The 19,784-nt window shown below is 42.5% G+C and carries 21 protein-coding genes; 18 read left to right on the forward strand and 3 right to left on the reverse strand.

What is annotated here, in order from left to right; genetic code table 11:
• The first annotated feature begins 23 nt into the window (after positions 1-23).
• Entirely contained in the window at positions 24-593 is a 570-nt protein-coding gene (locus ACFQ0V_RS07410; protein ID WP_381011696.1) for a YdcF family protein, read from the forward strand.
• A gap of 44 nt (positions 594-637) precedes the next feature.
• On the opposite strand, the gene ACFQ0V_RS07415 is transcribed toward ACFQ0V_RS07410, so the two are convergent.
• Positions 638-1,021, reverse strand: a complete 384-nt coding sequence (locus tag ACFQ0V_RS07415; protein WP_381011698.1) for a rhodanese-like domain-containing protein — start codon at positions 1,019-1,021, stop codon at positions 638-640.
• Between the two features lie 102 nt (positions 1,022-1,123).
• Between ACFQ0V_RS07415 and ACFQ0V_RS07420 the strand changes: the two genes are divergently transcribed.
• Positions 1,124-1,951, forward strand: coding sequence for a lipoate--protein ligase family protein (locus tag ACFQ0V_RS07420; RefSeq protein ID WP_381011701.1), 828 nt, complete (start codon positions 1,124-1,126; stop codon positions 1,949-1,951).
• Between the two features lie 56 nt (positions 1,952-2,007).
• Here the strand turns inward: ACFQ0V_RS07420 and ACFQ0V_RS07425 are convergent, their stop codons facing one another.
• Together ACFQ0V_RS07425 and ACFQ0V_RS07430 are read right to left on the reverse strand one after the other, a co-directional pair.
• Complete coding sequence (locus ACFQ0V_RS07425; protein ID WP_381011704.1) at positions 2,008-3,168, reverse strand: CapA family protein; 1,161 nt, start codon at positions 3,166-3,168, stop codon at positions 2,008-2,010.
• Between the two features lie 166 nt (positions 3,169-3,334).
• A complete protein-coding gene (locus tag ACFQ0V_RS07430; RefSeq protein WP_381011706.1) occupies positions 3,335-4,318 on the reverse strand; it encodes a DUF1385 domain-containing protein in 984 nt (327 codons plus the stop codon).
• Between the two features lie 158 nt (positions 4,319-4,476).
• On the opposite strand from ACFQ0V_RS07430, the gene aroQ reads away from it, so the two are divergent.
• The 16 genes from aroQ to ACFQ0V_RS07510 all read left to right on the forward strand — a co-directional run bounded on the left by aroQ (position 4,477) and on the right by ACFQ0V_RS07510 (position 19,768).
• Positions 4,477-4,920, forward strand: coding sequence for a type II 3-dehydroquinate dehydratase (aroQ, locus tag ACFQ0V_RS07435; RefSeq protein WP_381011708.1), 444 nt, complete (start codon positions 4,477-4,479; stop codon positions 4,918-4,920).
• On the forward strand, positions 4,917-5,975 hold the full coding sequence (locus ACFQ0V_RS07440) for a M24 family metallopeptidase (RefSeq protein ID WP_381011711.1): 1,059 nt from the start codon (positions 4,917-4,919) through the stop codon (positions 5,973-5,975). Before aroQ ends, ACFQ0V_RS07440 begins: the two co-directional genes overlap by 4 nt.
• Before the next feature lie 45 nt (positions 5,976-6,020).
• A complete protein-coding gene (gene efp / locus ACFQ0V_RS07445) occupies positions 6,021-6,578 on the forward strand; it encodes an elongation factor P (RefSeq protein WP_381011714.1) in 558 nt (185 codons plus the stop codon).
• Between the two features lie 134 nt (positions 6,579-6,712).
• A complete protein-coding gene (gene accB / locus ACFQ0V_RS07450; protein WP_381011717.1) occupies positions 6,713-7,216 on the forward strand; it encodes an acetyl-CoA carboxylase biotin carboxyl carrier protein in 504 nt (167 codons plus the stop codon).
• A gap of 12 nt (positions 7,217-7,228) precedes the next feature.
• Positions 7,229-8,575, forward strand: a complete 1,347-nt coding sequence (gene accC / locus ACFQ0V_RS07455) for an acetyl-CoA carboxylase biotin carboxylase subunit (RefSeq protein WP_381011720.1) — start codon at positions 7,229-7,231, stop codon at positions 8,573-8,575.
• A gap of 17 nt (positions 8,576-8,592) precedes the next feature.
• A complete protein-coding gene (locus ACFQ0V_RS07460) occupies positions 8,593-8,979 on the forward strand; it encodes an Asp23/Gls24 family envelope stress response protein (RefSeq protein ID WP_381011723.1) in 387 nt (128 codons plus the stop codon).
• Positions 8,980-9,220: 241 nt separating this feature from the next.
• Entirely contained in the window at positions 9,221-9,595 is a 375-nt protein-coding gene (gene nusB, locus ACFQ0V_RS07465) for a transcription antitermination factor NusB (protein WP_381011726.1), read from the forward strand.
• A 13-nt stretch (positions 9,596-9,608) separates the two neighbouring features.
• Positions 9,609-10,469, forward strand: coding sequence for a bifunctional methylenetetrahydrofolate dehydrogenase/methenyltetrahydrofolate cyclohydrolase FolD (gene folD, locus ACFQ0V_RS07470; RefSeq protein ID WP_381011729.1), 861 nt, complete (start codon positions 9,609-9,611; stop codon positions 10,467-10,469).
• 76 nt (positions 10,470-10,545) lie between these two features.
• Positions 10,546-11,892: an exodeoxyribonuclease VII large subunit gene (gene xseA / locus ACFQ0V_RS07475; protein ID WP_381011732.1), complete on the forward strand. Its 1,347-nt coding sequence runs from the start codon at positions 10,546-10,548 to the stop codon at positions 11,890-11,892.
• Positions 11,892-12,119, forward strand: coding sequence for an exodeoxyribonuclease VII small subunit (xseB, locus tag ACFQ0V_RS07480; protein ID WP_381011735.1), 228 nt, complete (start codon positions 11,892-11,894; stop codon positions 12,117-12,119). Before xseA ends, xseB begins: the two co-directional genes overlap by 1 nt.
• Positions 12,116-13,003 (forward strand): polyprenyl synthetase family protein, encoded by an 888-nt coding sequence (locus tag ACFQ0V_RS07485; protein WP_381011738.1) that lies wholly within the window; start codon positions 12,116-12,118, stop codon positions 13,001-13,003. Before xseB ends, ACFQ0V_RS07485 begins: the two co-directional genes overlap by 4 nt.
• Before the next feature lie 91 nt (positions 13,004-13,094).
• A complete protein-coding gene (gene dxs, locus ACFQ0V_RS07490) occupies positions 13,095-14,999 on the forward strand; it encodes a 1-deoxy-D-xylulose-5-phosphate synthase (RefSeq protein WP_381011740.1) in 1,905 nt (634 codons plus the stop codon).
• 172 nt (positions 15,000-15,171) lie between these two features.
• Positions 15,172-15,624 carry a transcriptional regulator AhrC/ArgR gene (gene ahrC, locus ACFQ0V_RS07495; RefSeq protein ID WP_194561717.1) on the forward strand — a complete coding sequence of 151 codons (453 nt, stop codon included), beginning with the start codon at positions 15,172-15,174 and terminating at the stop codon, positions 15,622-15,624.
• Positions 15,625-15,645: 21 nt separating this feature from the next.
• Positions 15,646-17,343, forward strand: a complete 1,698-nt coding sequence (recN, locus tag ACFQ0V_RS07500) for a DNA repair protein RecN (protein WP_381011745.1) — start codon at positions 15,646-15,648, stop codon at positions 17,341-17,343.
• Between the two features lie 159 nt (positions 17,344-17,502).
• Positions 17,503-19,062: a FapA family protein gene (locus ACFQ0V_RS07505; RefSeq protein ID WP_381011746.1), complete on the forward strand. Its 1,560-nt coding sequence runs from the start codon at positions 17,503-17,505 to the stop codon at positions 19,060-19,062.
• Positions 19,055-19,768, forward strand: coding sequence for a glycerophosphodiester phosphodiesterase (locus ACFQ0V_RS07510; protein ID WP_381011749.1), 714 nt, complete (start codon positions 19,055-19,057; stop codon positions 19,766-19,768). The genes ACFQ0V_RS07505 and ACFQ0V_RS07510 overlap by 8 nt, the downstream gene beginning before the upstream one ends.
• Positions 19,769-19,784: the final 16 nt, after the last annotated feature.

Below are 19,784 nucleotides of genomic sequence, written 5' to 3' on the forward strand. Positions count from 1 at the left end.
AGAAGTGAAAAGGAGAGAGACAGATGAAGAAATGGGTCCTTATTTTTGCGGTAACCGCAGGGCTTTCAATCGCTTGTTACAGTTATACATATCGAGCGATTGAAATGGATAAATCTGGAGATTCATTGAATACGAATGTTCAAACAGCGATCGTTTTAGGCGCTAAAATAAAGGAAGATGCAAGTCCAGCACCGGCGTTACGAGCACGTTTAGATCGCGTATTAACATTGTATGAAGAAGGTCATGTTCAACAAATTATCGTAACGGGTGGACAAGGTCATGATGAACCGACGACGGAAAGTTCCGCGATGCAACAATATTTGATGATGCATGGTGTAGATAGCGAGGATATTCTTTTAGAAAGTCGTTCCACCTCGACTTACGAAAACCTTGTCAATGCGAGTTATGTGACAGAGGAGCGTCATGTGTACATCGTATCGAGTGATTTTCATTTGAAGCGAGCTCGGTATTTAGCGGAGAAAGTCGGTTTTACTCCTGTGATGATCGCAGCGCCGACACCGCCTTCTGTCGCTCAAAAAGCGCATGTGAGAGAGACGCTCGCTTTACTGAAAACGTGGTTATTCCGCAAATAAAAAAACCTTTAAAAATGGCGGACCATCTTTAAAGGTTATGTACATTAATTTTTTGATTTTACTTTTCCTGTCCACGTACGGAAGCCGCCGTTTAATTGATACAGTTGCGTGTATCCTTTTTTCTTTAAAAATAGCGCAGTACGTGAGCTTTTTCCTGTATTTTGATCATATAAGTAAACAGGTTGATCAGGACGGATCTCTTGATATCGTTGGCGCAATTGGCTATACGGGATGTTACGCGCTCCTAAAATATGTCCTGCTTTAAAGTCTTTCGGTTCGCGAACATCGATGAGTTGTGCTTTTCGATAACCTTCTATAAATTGCTCCTGCGTTAAGTTTGTGACCGCTTTGCTTAAGCGCACATACGTAATGATGAAATAAATGATTATGGCAATCGCCAAACCAATGAAAAATTGTAATGTTGTCACCGTCTGTTCCTCCTTCATATTCAATGTCTATTATAATGATAAGATGGCATACATTCAACGAGTTTGTTAAAATTAGTAGGAATTAAAGAAGGAGTGACGAGCATGAACAAAAATTGGAACTACTTATATACGGGAAAACGTTCCGCTTCGTACAATATGGCATTGGATGAAGCGTTATTAGAGTGGCATAGTAAAGGAGAAATCGGTCCTGTCTTACGCTTTTTTGAATGGGAACCTGCGACATTATCGATCGGTTACTTTCAAAAAATAAAAAAAGAAATCGACTTAGAAAAAGTAGAAGAGCTCGGACTCGGTCTCGTACGTCGCCCGACAGGTGGACGTGGTGTTTTACATGAACATGAATTGACGTATAGCGTCATCGTAAGTGAAGAAGGGATGCCTGAAACGGTAACGGAGGCGTATCGCGTCATTTCAGGAGGCGTCCTTCAAGGTTTTTTAAATTTAGGCTTAGACGCTTCGTTCTCTGTTCCTGATACAGAAGAAGCGCGTGCGGATTTAAAACGTCCGAAGTCGGCTGTTTGTTTTGATACGCCGAGTTGGTACGAGCTCGTTGTAGAAGGTAAGAAGGTGGCAGGAAGTGCTCAAACACGTCAAAAAGGTGTCATTTTACAACATGGTGCTATTTTAGTGTCGCTTGACATCGAAAAATTAGTCTCTCTCTTTATTTTTAAAAGCGAAGAAGAGCGAGAGCAAACATTGCGTAGTTTACCAGAACGCGCGGTGTCGATTGAACAATTGACGTCACGCCCGATCACGATTGAAGAATGTATCGTCGCGTTCCGAGACGGTTTTCAGCAAGCGCTCGACCTTCAGTTGACGCCGATGGTTTTAACAGAAGAACAAGAAGCGTATGTCGCGCAATTAGAACGTGAGAAGTATGCGAATGACGAGTGGACGTATCGCCGTTAATTGAACTATTAAAAATGGCATGAAATCAAATGGTTACTTTGATTTCATGCCATTTTTTATTCCCAGCTCGTCGTTCCTACAATTTCTTCCACTTTGTCTACTGTGTAGCCGAGCACATTGCCGACATCTGCTAAAGAGCGTACGCGTAAGCGTGCTTTTTTCTCGTTTGGAAATTGAGCATCTTGTGTAACCGTTGTCGGATGAAGGTGCGCGTCGTTAATTTGAATCGTCACATCGTCTCCTTGTTGAATTTTCGTTAAGGAGACACGCGCGATTCCCCCGATATTCGTCCCAGCCCACGGTTGAGCGGAGTAAAAGTTTCCGAGAGAGTAGAAAACAGGTTGGTCATTGACGAATTGCATCGGTTGTAAAACGTGAGTGTGATGCCCGAAAATGATGTCGGCACCTGCTTCTGTAAAACGTTCACTTAAGCGCCGTTGTAATTCTGTCGTTTCATGAGAATATTCAGTTCCCCAATGTAAAGATAATACGGTAACATCCGCTAAATCTTTCATCTTTTCTAAATCGCGAACGATGCGATCTTCTTCAATAATATTTACTAAATATTTTTTGCCGTCTGGATGTGACTGCTTGTAAATGTTCGTTCCATATGTGTAAGCGAGTACTCCTACTTTTACACCTTCTACATCGACAACGCGCATATTTGCTAAATCTTCTTCAGACAAAAAAGCGCCAGTATAGGGGAGGTCGTATTCGTTAAATGTCGCAATTGTATTTTGAAGTTGTCGTTCCCCGTGGTCTAGTACGTGATTGTTTGCGATTGATGCGAAATGTACACCACTATTAACGAGTGCTGGAACGATGGCTGATGGACTGTTGAATTTAGGATAACCACTGAGTCCGAGTTCTTGTCCGCCAGGTAATGATTCAATATTCGCTAATAAAAAGTCCATATCTTGCATTTGTTTTTTAACATCGTTAAATGCGAAATGGTAATCGCCGTAATAAAGCATCGGTTCGTGTAACAGGACATCTCCAATCATGCCGATTGTGATCGTCGTTTCACTTTTCTCTTCAGTGATATTTTCTTGTTCCTTTGAAGGTAAATCAATTGGACTCGTTTCAGAAGCGATGGATGCTTCCGTTTTTGTAGGAGCCGCAATATTTTGTTCTTTCCATGCTAAATAAGAAAAAAGCAAAGTTAAAGAGACAGCAAATAATGTAATAACAGCTGAAATAGCATAATAACGTTTCATATATTCACCTCGTGAAATAGTAAGCAAATCATACAGCATTATACACGAAAGGTACTAAAAAAACATCAGAAAATGGTAAAAGATTGAAAGGAAAGACTTTTACATAATAAAAAACTGGAGAAGACCGTCATTTTAACATTGCGGTATTCTCCAGTTTTAAAAGTGATTACACTTCGCTATTTACTTGTGATACTACGACTTCTTCGTCAATTGTGACAGGAACATCGTCGAAAGCGTGGAGTCCGATACGCTCTACTTCACGTAACTTATTGAAAGAGGCGATCGCCACTTCCACTTGTTCATCGTCCGGCTCTTTCGTTGTGATAAGTTGCAACCAGAGGCCAGGGTACCCGATCGCTTTTAAAACGGGCACGTTACGCACCGCGTTCGTCACTTGCAGCACTTCAAAAGAAACGCCGAGCACGACCGGGATGAGTAAAATTCGGTTCGTAATACGTAACCAAAGCGGATCGTGGGGAACGAGGAAGTAAATGAACATACCGACGATCACTGTGAACAAAATGAAACTACTTCCACAGCGGTAATGTAAGCGTGAAGCCGCTTGAACATTTTTCACCGTCAATTCTTTTCCTGCTTCAAATGCGTTAATGACTTTATGCTCCGCTCCGTGATATTGGAAAACACGCTTAATGAGCGGCGTCATCGAAATTAAACTAATGTACCCGAGCAATAAAGCGAGTTTGAACGATGTTTCAATCAATACTTGTGCTGTTTTTCCAGGAGCGACGGATTGAAAGAGTTGCGCGAGGAAGACAGGAACAAGTGTGAAGACGAATTTTCCGAATAGAAAGGATAGGACGGTGACGGCGGCTACGCCTAAAATCATCGCGAGTTTAGATGGCTCTTCTTCCACGATTTCTTCATTCGGATCGACATCGTATCGGTCGCTTGAGAAATTTAAATGTTTTGAACCTAAAATCGCGGATTCAAAAAGGGCAACGACACCTCTTAAAAAAGGAATTTTTTTAAGTTTTTGCATCGTAGGATTTGATTTTTTCTTCGCATAAAAATAATCGAGTGTGTCATCATTTCTGCGGATAGCCGTTACCGTATGTTCGCGGCTTCCGAACATGACACCTTCTACTAAAGCTTGACCACCATATGTTGGGCAAGATTGTTCTTTGGACATAATGTCACCTACTTTAATTTAATGTATTCGTTCATTGTACTAAAAAAGAAGCGGAACGACTACTCATAACGCTTTTCATTCTGAAAAAATTGAAAAGCGTTTCAACGACTACGAGAATATGATAAAATGGATAAGATGAATAAAAGGGGTGGACTCGTATGCGTATACTCGTTTTAAACGGGCCGAATTTAAATCGACTCGGAAAACGTGAACCACATATTTACGGTCATGAAACATTACAAATGATCGAGGAGAAAATTGTTCACTATGCAACAGAGCGCAACATTGAAGTCGAATGTTTGCAGTCGAACCGAGAATATGAAATCGTTGAAGCGATTCATCGTGCAGAAGATGAAGCATTCGATGGCATCATCATTAACCCGGCAGCATTCACCCATTACAGTATCGCAATTCGCGATGCGCTTAGCGGGGTATCTGTTCCAGCAGTAGAGGTGCATATTTCAAACGTACATACGCGCGAACCGTTTCGCACGAATTCGGTTACGGCACCTGCTTGCATTGGACAGCTGACAGGTTTTGGCTCGAACGGCTATTTATTAGCACTTCAAGCGCTCATTCAACTAAAGGAGGACGTCAATTGAAATTACAACGATTACGTCAATTGTTAGTAGAGAAAGAAATAGAAGCACTACTCATTACGAACCCGTATAACCGTCGTTACATGACAGGATTTACAGGGTCAGCAGGAATCGCGATCGTCTCTCAAGACGATGCAGTATTCATTACCGATTTCCGCTACACGGAACAAGCGGCTGAGCAAGTGAAAGATTTCCGCATCGTTCAACATACGAAGACGATCTTCGAAGAAGCGGGCGCTCAATTAAAAGAGATGAACGTCCAAACGCTCGGTTTCGAAAAAGATAATCTTACGTATGGCTTAATGGAATTGTACGACAGCCAAACAGATGCGAAACTCGTTCCTGTTTCAGGTTTAGTCGAGCAACTTCGCATCATTAAAACAGACGAAGAACTCGTCATTTTACAACAAACTGCAGAGATTGCGGACAAAACGTATGAATACATTTGTACGAAAATTCGCGCAGGTGTAACGGAGCTTGAAATTGCGAACGAAATGGAATTTTACATGCGCAAACTCGGCGCGACACAGTCATCATTTGACACGATCGTCGCAAGCGGTGTGCGCGGTGCTTTACCACACGGTGTCGCATCGAATAAAGTGATTGAAGAAGGCGATATGGTTACACTCGACTTCGGTGCTTTATACAATGGTTACATTTCAGACATTACACGTACTGTTGCGGTGGGGGAACCTTCAGAACAAATGAAAGAAATTTATCAAATTGTGTTAGATTCTCAATTGCTCGGCGTTGAAAAAATCGGCCCGAACATGACAGGAAAAGAAGCGGATGCGATCGTACGCGATTACATTACGGAAAAAGGATACGGCGAACAGTTCGGTCACTCGACAGGTCACGGAATCGGACTTGAAGTGCACGAAAATCCGTCACTTTCTTTCCGCTCTGACACTGTACTCGTACCGAATATGTGTGTTACAGTAGAACCTGGTATTTACGTACCGAATGTCGGAGGCGTCCGCATTGAAGATGACCTCGTTATCACTGAAGATGGCAACCGTCGTTTAACAAAATCTTCAAAAGAATTACGCATTTTATAATCGGAACATCCGAAAATTACGAATGAACATAAAGGTGGAGACAATATGATTTCAGTAAACGAATTCCGTACAGGATTAACAATCGAAGTAGATGGAGATATTTGGCGCGTTCTTGAGTTCCAACACGTAAAGCCAGGTAAAGGAGCAGCTTTCGTTCGTTCGAAACTCCGTAACCTCCGTAACGGCAACATCCAAGAAAAAACATTCCGCGGTGGAGAAAAAGTAAACCGTGCGCAAATCGATAACCGTAAAATGCAATATTTATACGCAAACGGCGACGCACACGTTTTCATGGACAACGAAACATACGACCAAATCGAAATTCCATCAGATAAAATTGAGTACGAATTAAAATTCTTACTTGAAAATATGGAAGTTTCAATTATGCAATACGAAGGCGAAGTACTCGGCGTTTCTTTACCAGTAACGGTGACGCTCGAAGTAGCAGAAACAGAGCCAGGTATTAAAGGAGATACAGCGAGCGGTGGTTCTAAACCAGCGAAAATGGAAACAGGACTCGTCGTCCAAGTACCATTCTTCGTCAACGCTGGCGATAAATTAGTAGTCAATACTGAAGAAGGCGAATACGTTTCACGCGCTTAATTCCAAAATAAAAGACTCACCTTTTCATACTTTGAGAAGGTGAGCAATTTTTTACAGAAAAAAGTGGTATGACCACTCGAAAACAGGTACAATGTAAAAAGAATAAATTTCTTGAAATTAAAGGAGCGAACAATATGTTAAAAGTAGAAGAGATTCGTGCGATTATCGAGGCGGTTGATCAATCGTCATTAACGAGCTTTAAATTTAAGCAAGATGGAGTAAAATTACACATTTCGAAAAAAGCGGGAGAAGTACAAGTTGTGCAACAAGTCGTTCAAGAACAAGCACAACCAGCACCTGTTAAAAAAGAAGCGCCAGCTGTAGCGGTGACGAATGCACCAGTACAAGAAGCGCCTGCGCAAGTACAAGAAGAAGTGGAAGCACCGCGTGAAGAAGGTTTAGTGGAAATCGTATCACCGATGGTCGGTACATTTTACGCAGCGGCGTCACCTGAAGCGGACAATTATGTTGCAGTCGGTGATCGCGTGACGGAAACATCGATCGTTTGTATCGTAGAAGCGATGAAGTTATTCAATGAGATCGAAGCGGAAGTAAATGGAGAAATCGTCGAAATTTTAGTGGAAGACGGTCAACTCGTCGAATATGGACAACCACTCTTTTTAGTACGTCCGAATTAAGGAGGAACTGTTTTGAAGAAAATTTTAATAGCCAATCGAGGCGAAATTGCAGTGCGTATTATTCGCGCTTGTAAAGAAATGAATATTAAAACTGTTGCTGTTTATTCGGAAGGAGATAAAGAAGCACTCCACGTAGAACTAGCAGATGAAGCATACTGCATCGGCCCTACTTTATCGAAAGACAGTTATTTAAACTTCTCGAACGTCATTAGCGTCGCGAAATTGACGGATTGTGATGGCATTCATCCAGGATACGGGTTTTTAGCAGAAAACGCAGCGTTCGCAGAGCTTTGCGAAGAAGTGAATATCGAATTTATCGGCCCGACATCAGAAGCGATCAATTTAATGGGAACGAAAGATATCGCGCGTGAAACGATGAAAAAAGCAGGCGTTCCGATCGTACCTGGCTCAACAGGACTCGTTGCGGACGCGGAAGAAGCGCTTGAAATTGCAGAAGAAATTGGCTTCCCTGTCATCATTAAAGCGACGGCTGGTGGCGGAGGCCGCGGGATTCGTGTCGCTCGCAATAAAGAAGAGCTCATTAAAGGGATTCAAATTACACAAAAAGAAGCGGAAGCAGCGTTCGGAAACCCGGGACTTTATTTAGAAAAGTTTATCGAAACGTTCCGCCACGTCGAAGTGCAAGTGCTCGCGGATAAGCATGGGAATGTCATCCATTTAGGAGAGCGTGACTGTTCGATTCAACGCCGTATGCAAAAACTCATAGAAGAAGCACCGTCACCAGCGATTGACGAGAAGCTTCGCGCGAAAATGGGAGAAGCGGCTGTGAAAGCAGCAGAAGCGGTCAACTACCGTGGAGCGGGTACAGTAGAATTCATTTTCGACCACATCGAACGCAAATTTTATTTCATGGAAATGAACACGCGTATCCAAGTCGAGCACCCTGTGACAGAAATGATCACCGGAGTAGATCTCATTAAAGAACAAATTCGCGTCGCATCAGGAGAAAAACTGCAATATAAACAAAAAGATATTCAGTTTAACGGCTGGTCAATCGAATGCCGAATTAATGCGGAAAACGCAGCGAAAAACTTCATGCCTTCCCCTGGAAAAATAGAAATGTACATGCCGCCAGGTGGATTTGGTGTCAGAGTTGACTCAGCAGTGTATAATGGATATACAATCCCACCCTATTACGATTCGATGGTTGCGAAATTGATCGTTCATGCGAACACGCGAGAAGAAGCGATTGAACGTATGAAACGTGCACTCGATGAATTTTTAATCGAAGGCGTGCACACGACAATTCCATTCCACTCGAAAGTGATGGAACATCCAGTCTTTAAATCGGGTGACTTCGATACGAAGTTTTTAGAGACATATTCTGTAATGGAATAGTTGAAGGAGGAATTACGATGGCAGAAAAAACGAATCCTTCGTTCGTTGGAAAAAGTCCAGCGCAAGGTGAAGAACTCGGACGCATTCATTTAGCTCCAGAGGTGTTGGAAGTCATTATCGGAATCGCGACGAATGAAGTAGAAGGTGTCGCGATGACGAAAGGGAACTTTGCGGATGACGTCGTTGAAAAATTCGGTAAAACCGTGCATGGCAAAGGTGTCAAAACGGTGTGGCAAGACGACGAACTCGCAATCGACATTTACTGTGTGATCGAATACGGTTATGTCGTTCCGAAAGTCGCGCAAGAGATTCAAGAGCAAGTGCGTCAAACGATTTATCATATGACGTCTTTAGAAACGAAAGAAGTGAATGTTCATATTATAGGCATTCAATTTGCTCAGTAATCCATATCGACATGAAAGAGGTTAGGCAAAAAAAGAGGCGGTGAGCCGATGATGTAGGTGTCAAAAAAAGGAAGCGAAAAGATTGATCTCTTTTTGAATACACTCTTTTTGACGCCTGTCATCTTTTTCACAAAGAAGCTTCTTTTTAATCCTAGCTTCTTTTTTACTTTCAAGTAGGTGCAAACGCTCAAAATATGCTATGATTAACCCCGAGACATTGAAATAGTTAGGAGATAGTATAATGAAACGACACGAAGCACGTGAAAAAGCGATTCAAACTCTTTTTCAGCTAGATGAAACCGAAATTACTTTAGAAGAGGCGATCCCTTTTATCGTCGAAATCCCTCTTGATGAATTTTACGAACAACTTGTAAGAGGGACGGTTGCTTATATAGATGAGATTGATGCTTTAATAGCGGAACATTTAGAAAACTGGTCATTCGGACGTTTACCTAAAATTGAACGAACGATCTTACGTCTGGCAGTGTATGAAATGAACTACACGGAGGTTCCAGCACGTGTTGTCGTAAACGAAGCGGTTGAACTTTGCAAAACGTTCAGCGATGAAAAATCAGGTAAATTCGTCAACGGCGTACTATCTAAAATGAATAAATAATGGAGTGAAGAAGATGGTGGCACAATTAATCGACGGCAAAGGTATCGGTCAAACGATTAAAGCAGAAATTGCAGAAGAAGTAAAAGAGCTCGTAAAACAAGGATGTAAACCAGGACTAGCAGTAATTTTAGTCGGGGACGATCCAGCGAGTGCTACATATGTGAAAAACAAAGAGAAGGCGACAATTGCGGCAGGTATGATGTCACGTTTAATTCGTCTTCCGAAAGAAACGACACAAGAAGAGTTGCTTTCACACGTTCGTCAGTTAAATGAAGATGACGACATTCACGGCATTTTAGTGCAATTGCCATTACCGAAACATTTAAACGAAGATGAAGTCATTCGTACGATTACACCGGATAAAGATGTCGATGGATTCCACCCGGTGAACGTCGGAAAAATGGTGATCGGCCAACCGACTTATTTATCATGTACACCATACGGTATCATTGAGTTATTAGAGCGTACAAATGTGGAAATTGCAGGACGTCACGCGGTTGTGATCGGTCGTAGTAATATCGTCGGAAAACCGATGGGACAGTTGTTATTACAACGCGATGCGACAGTAACATACTGTCATTCACGTACACCGAACTTAGCAGAGATGACGAAACAAGCGGATATTTTAGTCGTGGCGGTAGGCCGTGCTAAAATGATCGATGCATCATATGTAAAAGAAGGCGCAGTCGTCATTGATGTCGGAATGAACCGAGACGAAAATGGCAAGCTTTGTGGAGATGTTGACTTTGATTCAGTGAAAGAAGTGAGCAGTGCGATCACACCAGTTCCAGGTGGTGTCGGTCCGATGACGATTACGATGTTACTTAAAAATACTGTGCACAGTGCAAGACGTGCATGTGGCATCGAACAGTAATACAAAGCATATGAACCGAACAGAGCGCTGTCTAATTTTAATTAGACAGCGTTATCTTTTGTAGAGGAGGAGCACGATGACAACAGAACAAAGCTATTTAACTGTAACAGCATTGACGAAATATATAGCAAGAAAATTTTCAGCGGATCCTCATTTGACGAAGTTACTCGTTCGGGGAGAACTGTCTAATATTACATTCCACTCCTCAGGACATATTTATTGCACATTGAAAGATCAAGGAGCGCAAATTCGTGCGGTCATGTTTGCGAGACAAGCGCAACATGTGCAGTTTCGTTTAGAAGAAGGGATGCAAGTGCTCATCGAAGGTTCGGTTCAAGTATTTGAACGGATGGGTCAATATCAATTGTATATTGAACGAATTGAGCCAGACGGCATCGGGTCTTTATATTTGAAGTTCGAGCAGTTAAAACAAGACTTAGCAAAAGAAGGATTGTTTGAAGAGCGCTGGAAAATGCCTCTCCCTCCTTATCCTAAAAAAATTGCGATCGTCACCGCAAAAACAGGCGCGGCCATTCGCGATATGTACACGACGATTCGACGTCGTTACCCGCTCGTCGAACTAACGCTTTATGAAGCGCTCGTCCAAGGAGAAAAAGCGGCCCCTTCCATTGTACGAGCGATTGAACGCGCGAATGAAGGAGAATATGATGTGCTCATCGTCGGACGTGGCGGAGGTTCGATTGAAGATTTATGGGCGTTTAACGAAGAGCAAGTGGCGCGTGCTATTTTTGAATCGCGTATTCCTGTCATCAGTGCAGTCGGACATGAGACCGATACGACGATTGCCGACTTCGTAGCCGATTTACGAGCGCCGACACCGACAGCGGCAGCGGAGTTAGCTGTTCCTTCTCAATTGGAGCTACAAGAGCGCGTGAAGCAACAACAATGGTCGCTCACTCAATTGCTACGTCATCAGCTTGAACGGGCGAAAAAGCGCTATGAGTATGCTGTGCAGTCTCCTGTCTTTCAACGGGTGGAACGTTTGTATGAACCGCAAATCGAACGCCATTTACATGCTGAAAGAGCGCTACAACAAACGATGCGAAATGCATTGACAGAAAAAGAACGTCAGCTGTGGAATGTAACGCATGCGCTTTCGTCTCAAACACCTAAACATAAATTGATCGAAGCACGCCATTTGCATACGAGTGTAGCAGAACGTTTGCAACGAGCAATTGCGACCCAACAAGAACAGAAGCAGGAGCAATTACTGCATCAAATTCGTCTCCTGCAAACATTAAATCCTCTCTCTATACTCGAGCGTGGTTTTTCGGTAACATATGAAGAAGAGAATGTCGTGACGACGATTGAACAATTGACAATCGATCATGAAGTTAAAATACAGTTAAAAGACGGTGTGGCGAAGGCTGTCGTGACCGACGTACAAAAGGAGGAATTGTAATGGCGAAATTAACGTTTGAACAAGCGATGGAACAACTTGAAGAAATCGTACAATTATTAGAACGTGGAGATGCTCCGTTAGAACAATCGATTGAATTGTATAAAAAGGGAATGGAACTTTCTGCACTTTGCAAAGGTCAATTAGAACGAGCGGAGAAACAAGTGATGACTGTCGTCCAAGAAAATGGTCAAGTGACGACTTTAGAGGATGAGGAGAGTGTAGAATGAGCGCATTACAACAGTTTATCGAACGAGAAATACCGAAAGTGAATGCGGCGCTCTATGCTTTACTCGATCAAAGTACGATGCCTGCAAGCTTGAAAGAAAGCATGCACTATTCCATCGAAGCAGGAGGGAAGCGCGTTCGTCCATTACTCGTTCTAGCCGTTTTAGAAGATGCTTTAGAGGCGGACGAACGAGTGGAAGATCGATATGCAGTCGCTGCTGCGATCGAACTTATTCATACGTATTCGCTCATTCACGATGATCTTCCTGCCATGGACGATGATGACTACCGCCGTGGAAAATTGACGAATCATAAAAAATTCGGTGAAGCGATGGCAATTTTAGCAGGAGATGCGATGCAAGCGATGGCTTTTCAAAGCATCGCAGAAGCGCATTCAATTCCAGCAGATATACGCATTGAACTCGTTCAATTGTTAGCGAAAGCGAGCGGGGCAGACGGCATGGTCGGTGGCCAAGTGTTAGACTTAGAAGGCGAGACGAGACAACTTTCTTTAGAAGAGCTCGAACATGTACACATTCATAAAACAGGTGCACTTTTAACATATAGCATTGAAGCAGGTGCAATTTTATCACGTATGTGCGAACATGAGAGAAGTGAATTAAAACGTTATGCGCGTCATATCGGTTTAGCTTTCCAAATTAAAGATGATATTTTGGATGTGACGAGCACGACTGAACAACTCGGTAAACCTGCGAATAGCGATGAAGCTTCGGAAAAATCGACATACCCAGCAATACTCGGGCTAGAGCAATCAGAGAAGCAAATGCAAGCTCATTACGAGCAAGCGATCGATGCGATTGCTTTTTTCCAAGAGGATTCTTACCTCCATCAATTTGCTCATTATATCGTTGCAAGAGATTTATAAGTCATTCATCATTGTGTCCTTATCCTTTATTGATATAATGAACATATGAATCTATTCGCAAGGAATCAATTTATGAAGGTGTGTGATAGCGGTGGATATTTCTCAATTTAACGATCCATCTAAGTTGAAGGCGCTCAATTATGAACAGCTAGGAGAAGTAGCGCAAACGATTCGACAATTTTTAATTGAAAAATGTTCGTTAACAGGCGGTCACATCGGTCCGAACCTCGGTGTGGTCGAGTTGACGATTATGTTGCATAAATTATTCGACAGTCCGAAAGATAAATTTATTTGGGATGTCGGACATCAAGCGTACGTCCATAAAATTTTAACGGGACGTGCCGATCAATTCGATACGTTGCGTCAATATAAAGGCTTGAGTGGATTCCCGAAACGCGCAGAATCAGCGCATGACGTGTGGGAAACGGGGCATAGTTCCACTTCGCTTTCCGCAGCGATGGGTATGGCCGCTGCTCGCGATATTCGCGGGGAGAAAAACTACGTCATTCCGATCATCGGAGACGGGGCATTAACAGGTGGTATGGCGCTTGAAGCCCTCAACCATATCGGACATGAAAAGACGAATATGATCGTCATTTTAAACGATAATGAAATGTCGATTGCGCCGAACGTCGGAGCGATGCATACGATGCTCGGAAGACTTCGCGCGAGCGGAAAATACAATACCGCAAAAGATGAACTAGAATACATTATGCGCAAAATTCCAGCAATCGGCGGACATTTAGCAGACGCCGCGGAAAAATTAAAAGATAGTTTAAAATATATGGTCGTGTCTGGCATGTTTTTCGAAGAGCTCGGATTCACGTATCTCGGTCCGATCGATGGCCACGATTATGAAGAGCTTGAAAAGACGTTAACGTATGCGAAAAAAGTAGACGGTCCGACACTCGTTCACGTCGTCACGAAAAAAGGAAAAGGATACAAACCCGCTGAAAACGATAAAATCGGTACTTGGCATGGAACAGGTCCATATAAAATCGAAACGGGTGATTTCGTTAAATCGCCGACAAAAGGGCCAGCATGGAGTGCACTCATTGCGGATACGGTAGAAGGAATTGCGGAAGACGATCGACGTGTCGTCGCGATTACGCCAGCGATGCCTGTCGGTTCGAAACTCGAAAAGTTTGCGAAGCGTTTCCCCGACCGCTTTTATGATGTCGGAATTGCCGAGCAACATGCGGTGACGATGGCAGGAGGGCTCGCGGCAGACGGAATGAAACCGTTCGTTGCGATTTATTCAACATTTTTACAACGTGCGTATGATCAAGTATTGCACGATGTGACACGTCAAAAGCTCAACGTCTTTTTCGGCATCGACCGTGCAGGTCTTGTCGGAGCGGATGGCGAGACGCATCATGGTGTATTTGATATCGCGTTTTTACGCCATTTGCCAAACATCGTCATTATGCAACCGAAAGATGAAAATGAAGGACAACATATGGTGAAAACCGCATTGTCTTATGACGACGGTCCGATCGCTCTTCGCTTCCCGCGTGGAAACGGTGTCGGGGTAGAGATGGATACGGAATTAAAACCATTACCAATCGGCTCTTGGGAAGTGTTAGAACGTGGGAATGATGTGACGATTTTAACATTCGGTACGATGATTCCGACCGCACTGGAGGCTTCTCAAATCGCATTCGAACGTCGCGGAATTTCTGTAGAAGTTGTGAATGCGCGCTTCATTAAACCGATGGATGAACAAATGTTAGCTGACATTCGTGACGCTGGCAAAATGATCGTCACATTGGAAGAAGGTGTCGCAGCAGGCGGCTTCGGTAGCGGTGTGCTCGAATGGTATCATGAGAAAGCACTCGTCCAAGAAGACGTTCCATCTGTGAAAGTTCTTGGAATACCTGATGAATACGTAGAGCATGGGTCGGTCGATGAATTGTTGAAAGAAGTTCATTTAACGGCAGAGGAAGTTGCTGAAGTGATCATTAAAATGGTGGAAGAAGAACAAGAAATAAAATAGTCTACTAGAAAGCGCGCGATGAGCGTGCTTTCTTTATGTGAAAAAACTATACATTCCATGTATAATTATGTATAGTACACGGTAGTTATAAAAAACAAAAAGTTGAACCATGCTCGCTTTTAATAAAAAAGTGACGTTTGGATAGAATGAAAGAGAAATGGAGTGACCATCAATGAATAAAGGCCAACGCCATATTCGCATTCGTGATATTATCGCGAACAATGAAATTGAAACACAAGACCAACTCGTCGCACAATTGAAAGCTTCTGGAGTAGAAGTGACACAAGCGACGATTTCGCGAGATATTAAGGAGTTACATTTAATAAAAGTCCCACTTCCGGATGGACGATATAAATATAGCTTGCCAACGGTTCAGAAATACAATACAGAAGAAAAGCTAAGCCGTATGCTTGGAGACGCCTTTATTAGTATTGACAGTGCAAGTCACTTTATCATTTTAAAAACATTACCTGGGAACGCACAAGCCGTTGGATCCCTCGTTGACAATCTCGGATGGGATGAACAACTGCTCGGAACGATTTGTGGCGATGATACATGCTTGCTCATTTGTCGAGATGCGAGCGAGACAGAAAGTGTCAAAAATCAAATTTTAGCATTATTGTAACGATAGAAAAGAGGTTGAGCGATGTTAGCGGAATTATCGATACGAAACTTTGCGATCATTGAACAATTGACCGTATCTTTTAATGGTGGATTAACGGTGCTTACGGGGGAAACAGGAGCGGGGAAATCGATCATTATCGATGCGGTTCAGCTCTTAGCAGGAGGGCGAGCATCTACCCATTTCATCCGATTTGGAGCGGAGCGTGCTGAGATTGAAGGGCTATTTTATATCCCTCCTCATGAACAATTGAAAGAACTGCTGCAAACATTCGGCATAGAAGCGGAGGATGAATTAATTATTCGACGCGAGCTGAATCGTAACGGGAAAACGACGACGCGCATAAACGGCAAACTCGTCACGATCGCCATTTTGCGAGAAGTGACGAGCTTTCTCATCGACATTCACGGACAACATGAAAACCAAGAGCTCATGCAAGAGAAATATCATATCGTCTTACTCGATCAATTTGCAGGTGAGTCTTTCCACGATGCGTTAGCGCATTATAGTACGACTTATGAACGCTATGTGAAATTGAAACAGACGATTGCTCGAGCGATTGAAGACGAGCAATTAATCGCTCAGCATATCGATTTGTATTCATTTCAATTAAAAGAGATTGACGAAGCAGAATTACAAGTGGACGAAGATATCGAGTTAGAAAATGAAAAAATGAAACTCGACCACTACAATCGCTTATACGAACGTCTAAACTTAGCGTATGAAGCATTAAATGGAGAATCGAAAGGGCTCGACTATGTCGGCTCTGCGATGAGTGATTTAGAAGATGCGGCGACGGTTGATACGGATTTACAACCACTATGTGAAACGGTCTCCTCGAGCTTTTATAGTTTACAAGATGCCGTTCATTCTTTACGTCAACGAATCGACGAAATGGAATACGACCCAGCACGTGTAGAATATGTGGAAAGCCGCCTCGCTTTACTCGCTAATTTAAAGCGGAAATACGGACAAACGGTAGAAGAGATTCTTTTATATCGCGAGACGATTGAAGAGAAGTTAAATGAGTTACTTCATCGTGATGAAGTCGCTCTCGCTCAACAAGAGATGTTGGAGCAATTAGAAGCTGACTTACAAATCGAAGCGGAGGAACTCTCTTTTAAACGTAAAAAAGTCGCCAAAAAATTAGAAAAATCAATTATCGAACAGTTATCTGATCTGCATATGGCGAAAGCGAATTTTGTTGTATCTATAGAAAGAAAAGAGCATCAGGCATTCGATCAATACGGATATGATGACGTGCAATTTTTAATTTCGACGAACGTCGGAGAACCGTTGCAACCATTAATTAAAGTTGCATCAGGCGGAGAAATTTCACGCATGATGTTAGCGTTAAAAACAGTGTTTTCCAAACATCGTGGCATTACGTCCATTATTTTTGATGAAGTGGATACAGGAGTGAGTGGACGTGTAGCGCAATCAATAGCAGAAAAAATCGCAATGATCGGTGCACATTCACAAGTGCTCTGTATTTCACATTTACCGCAAGTCGCAGCGATGGCGGATTATCATTACTTCATCGCTAAACATGTGACGGGAGATCGAACGACGACGGCGATCACACCACTTGCGGAAGCTGAGCGTACAGAAGAGCTGTCTCGCATGCTATCAGGTGCGGAAATTACCCCTCTTTCTTTAAAGGCAGCGAATGAGCTTTTACAATTAGCAGAGAGACGAAAGTCACAGATTGCAAATAAATAATGAAATTCAATATAAAATGATTGAAAAGTAGCATTGTTTGTTAAGTTCATGAACTGAGATAATAAAAAAGAAGAGATAAAACTGAGAGAATTACGTCATCGTCACTACGAGCAATAATGATTATCTTTGAATATAGTCTATTATAAAGGAGGGCTTGATATGCTAGAACAAAACGAATACTTTGATTTATTTGTAAAAGACAGAAAAGTCATTTTACATTTAAAGAAGAGCGGATACTCTATGAAAGATTTAGATTTTCTCGTGCAACAACATCCTCGTATTGAAGTCGGCTCATTTATGGCGCTTAGACAAGCGTTAACGGTAGTCGGTCAAAATCATGAGATTGGAAAATATGTTCCGACGTATCAAATTATCGTATCTCAAGATAAGATGAAAGCGGAATTGTACATTAACTTAACACAAGAAGATTTCGATGAAGATAGGGAAAAGTATATCGCTGAAATTAAAGATACGATTGAAAAATCGAATATTACACACGGCATTCAAGAAATTCCCGAAGATGTGCAAGTGAAGGAGCCATTAATTATTGCGAAAGGGCAGGAACCTGTTCGAGGTGCGAATGCTGTCGTGCGTTACATTCCAAAGCCAGAGCGCCGTCCCGTCATTCGAGAAGATGGTTCAGCGGACTTGTACGAAATGAACTTCGTCACACCGATTGAACAAGGTGGTTGGTTAGGTGAAAAAGAGAAGGCAAAACAAGGAACGCCCGGATTTAACGTATACGGTGAACCAATCGCTGCGATGAATGGTGAAGATGTTGCGCTCTACTATGATAAAAAGACGGTCGAAGAAGTAGAAGAGGGCGACAAAATCGTTTTACGCGCTATTCATGGAGGCGCTTTACAATGGAAAAATGGCGTCGTCTCTGTCGATAAACAACTCGTCGTTCAAGGAGATGTCGGTCCAGAAACAGGCTCTTTAAAATTTGACGGTTCGATCGTCATTCGTGGCACTGTGCTCGCGAGCTATTCTGTCGTCGCAACAGGAGATATTTCGATTGAAGGACGAGATAGTGTATCCAACGCTAAAGAGATTCGCTCGACACAAGGTTCCATTTATATTAAAGGTGGCGTTTTCGGTGCGAATCGCACAGTGATCGAAGCCGCAGAAGCACTTTACATTAAGCATTCGAACAACGGAAAGTTAAAAGGGAAAGAAGTACATATCGGTTCGTATTTGCTCGGTTCTACAGTAGAGGCAGAAAAGGTATTTATCGATCGCAATAAAGGGAAAGTGATCGGGGGCCATGTCCGTGCTCGTGAATATATCGAAACGGCTTTTGCAGGAAATGTCCATGAGCGTGCAACACATTTAGAAGTGTACGGTATACCGAAAGATAAGTTGCGTCGAGAGTCACAAAAGATGGCGGAACAATTGAGTGAAGAGCAAAAAGCGTATAAACGTTTGGAAGAACAATTGTTAAAAGTGAAGCCGCACGCCTCTCGTTTAATCGGTCAACAGTTAGAAGCATTTGAAAAGTTAGAACAAGAAGTGCAGAAAAAAGTACGAATTATATCTCAATTAGAACGTTCGATTTATAACAATTTACAAAAGATGAAAATTCGTTTAAAACCGAGAATTGAAGTCGTGAGGGAAGCCCACCCTGGCGTCATTATTCAAATCGAGGAAAAATCGTCCACAATCCATTCATCAACCCAAGGTGTCTTTGAAATTGTGGGAGATACACTCAATGTGTAATGTCGAAATATATGGGCATCGTGGCGCAAGTGGCTCTGCTTTTGAAAACACGATCAGTGCGTTTCAGCGAGCGGTTGCTGAAGGAGCAGATGGCATCGAAATCGATGTACAGCTGACGAAAGATAGTGTGCCGATCGTTATTCATGACCGGAATTTAAGCAGAGTGGCGAGCCGTGATCGTTTCATTGACGAGATGAACTTCAAGTCGTTAAGAAGGGTTAAATTAGGCTCGTTATGGCAACGACGCTTGAAAAATTTATACATCCCAACATTGAAAGAAGTCGTCCACTTTTGCGAAGTGCATCAATTAAAGTTGAATGTAGAGTTAAAAGAGACAGTGGCAGAACGGCCAGAACAAATTAAACAAATCGTTGAGCTCCTTGAAAGAATTGCACCGCTCACACATATTTCATCCTTCCATTATGAAGTGATTGAAGAAGTGAAACGTCAAAATCCATCGATTGAAACGGCCTATTTATTAAAGAAGAAGCAAGTGAGACAAATGAATTGGTCGTCATATGAGGCCGCAGATGTATTCCATTTTCATCATAAGTATTGGAATGAAAGTGTCGCTTCTTATGTCGCGAAAGAACGTTATCAAATTCGATTATATGGAATCGAAGGGACGGAAAAGCTTTTAAACAATCCACCATCGAACATTATAGGTTGGATTACAGATTATCCACAACGGGTAAGAGAAGCATAAAAAAACTGTTTTAAAC

This window comes from Savagea faecisuis (assembly GCF_042675605.1).
Lineage (GTDB): Bacteria > Bacillota > Bacilli > Bacillales_A > Planococcaceae > Savagea > Savagea faecisuis.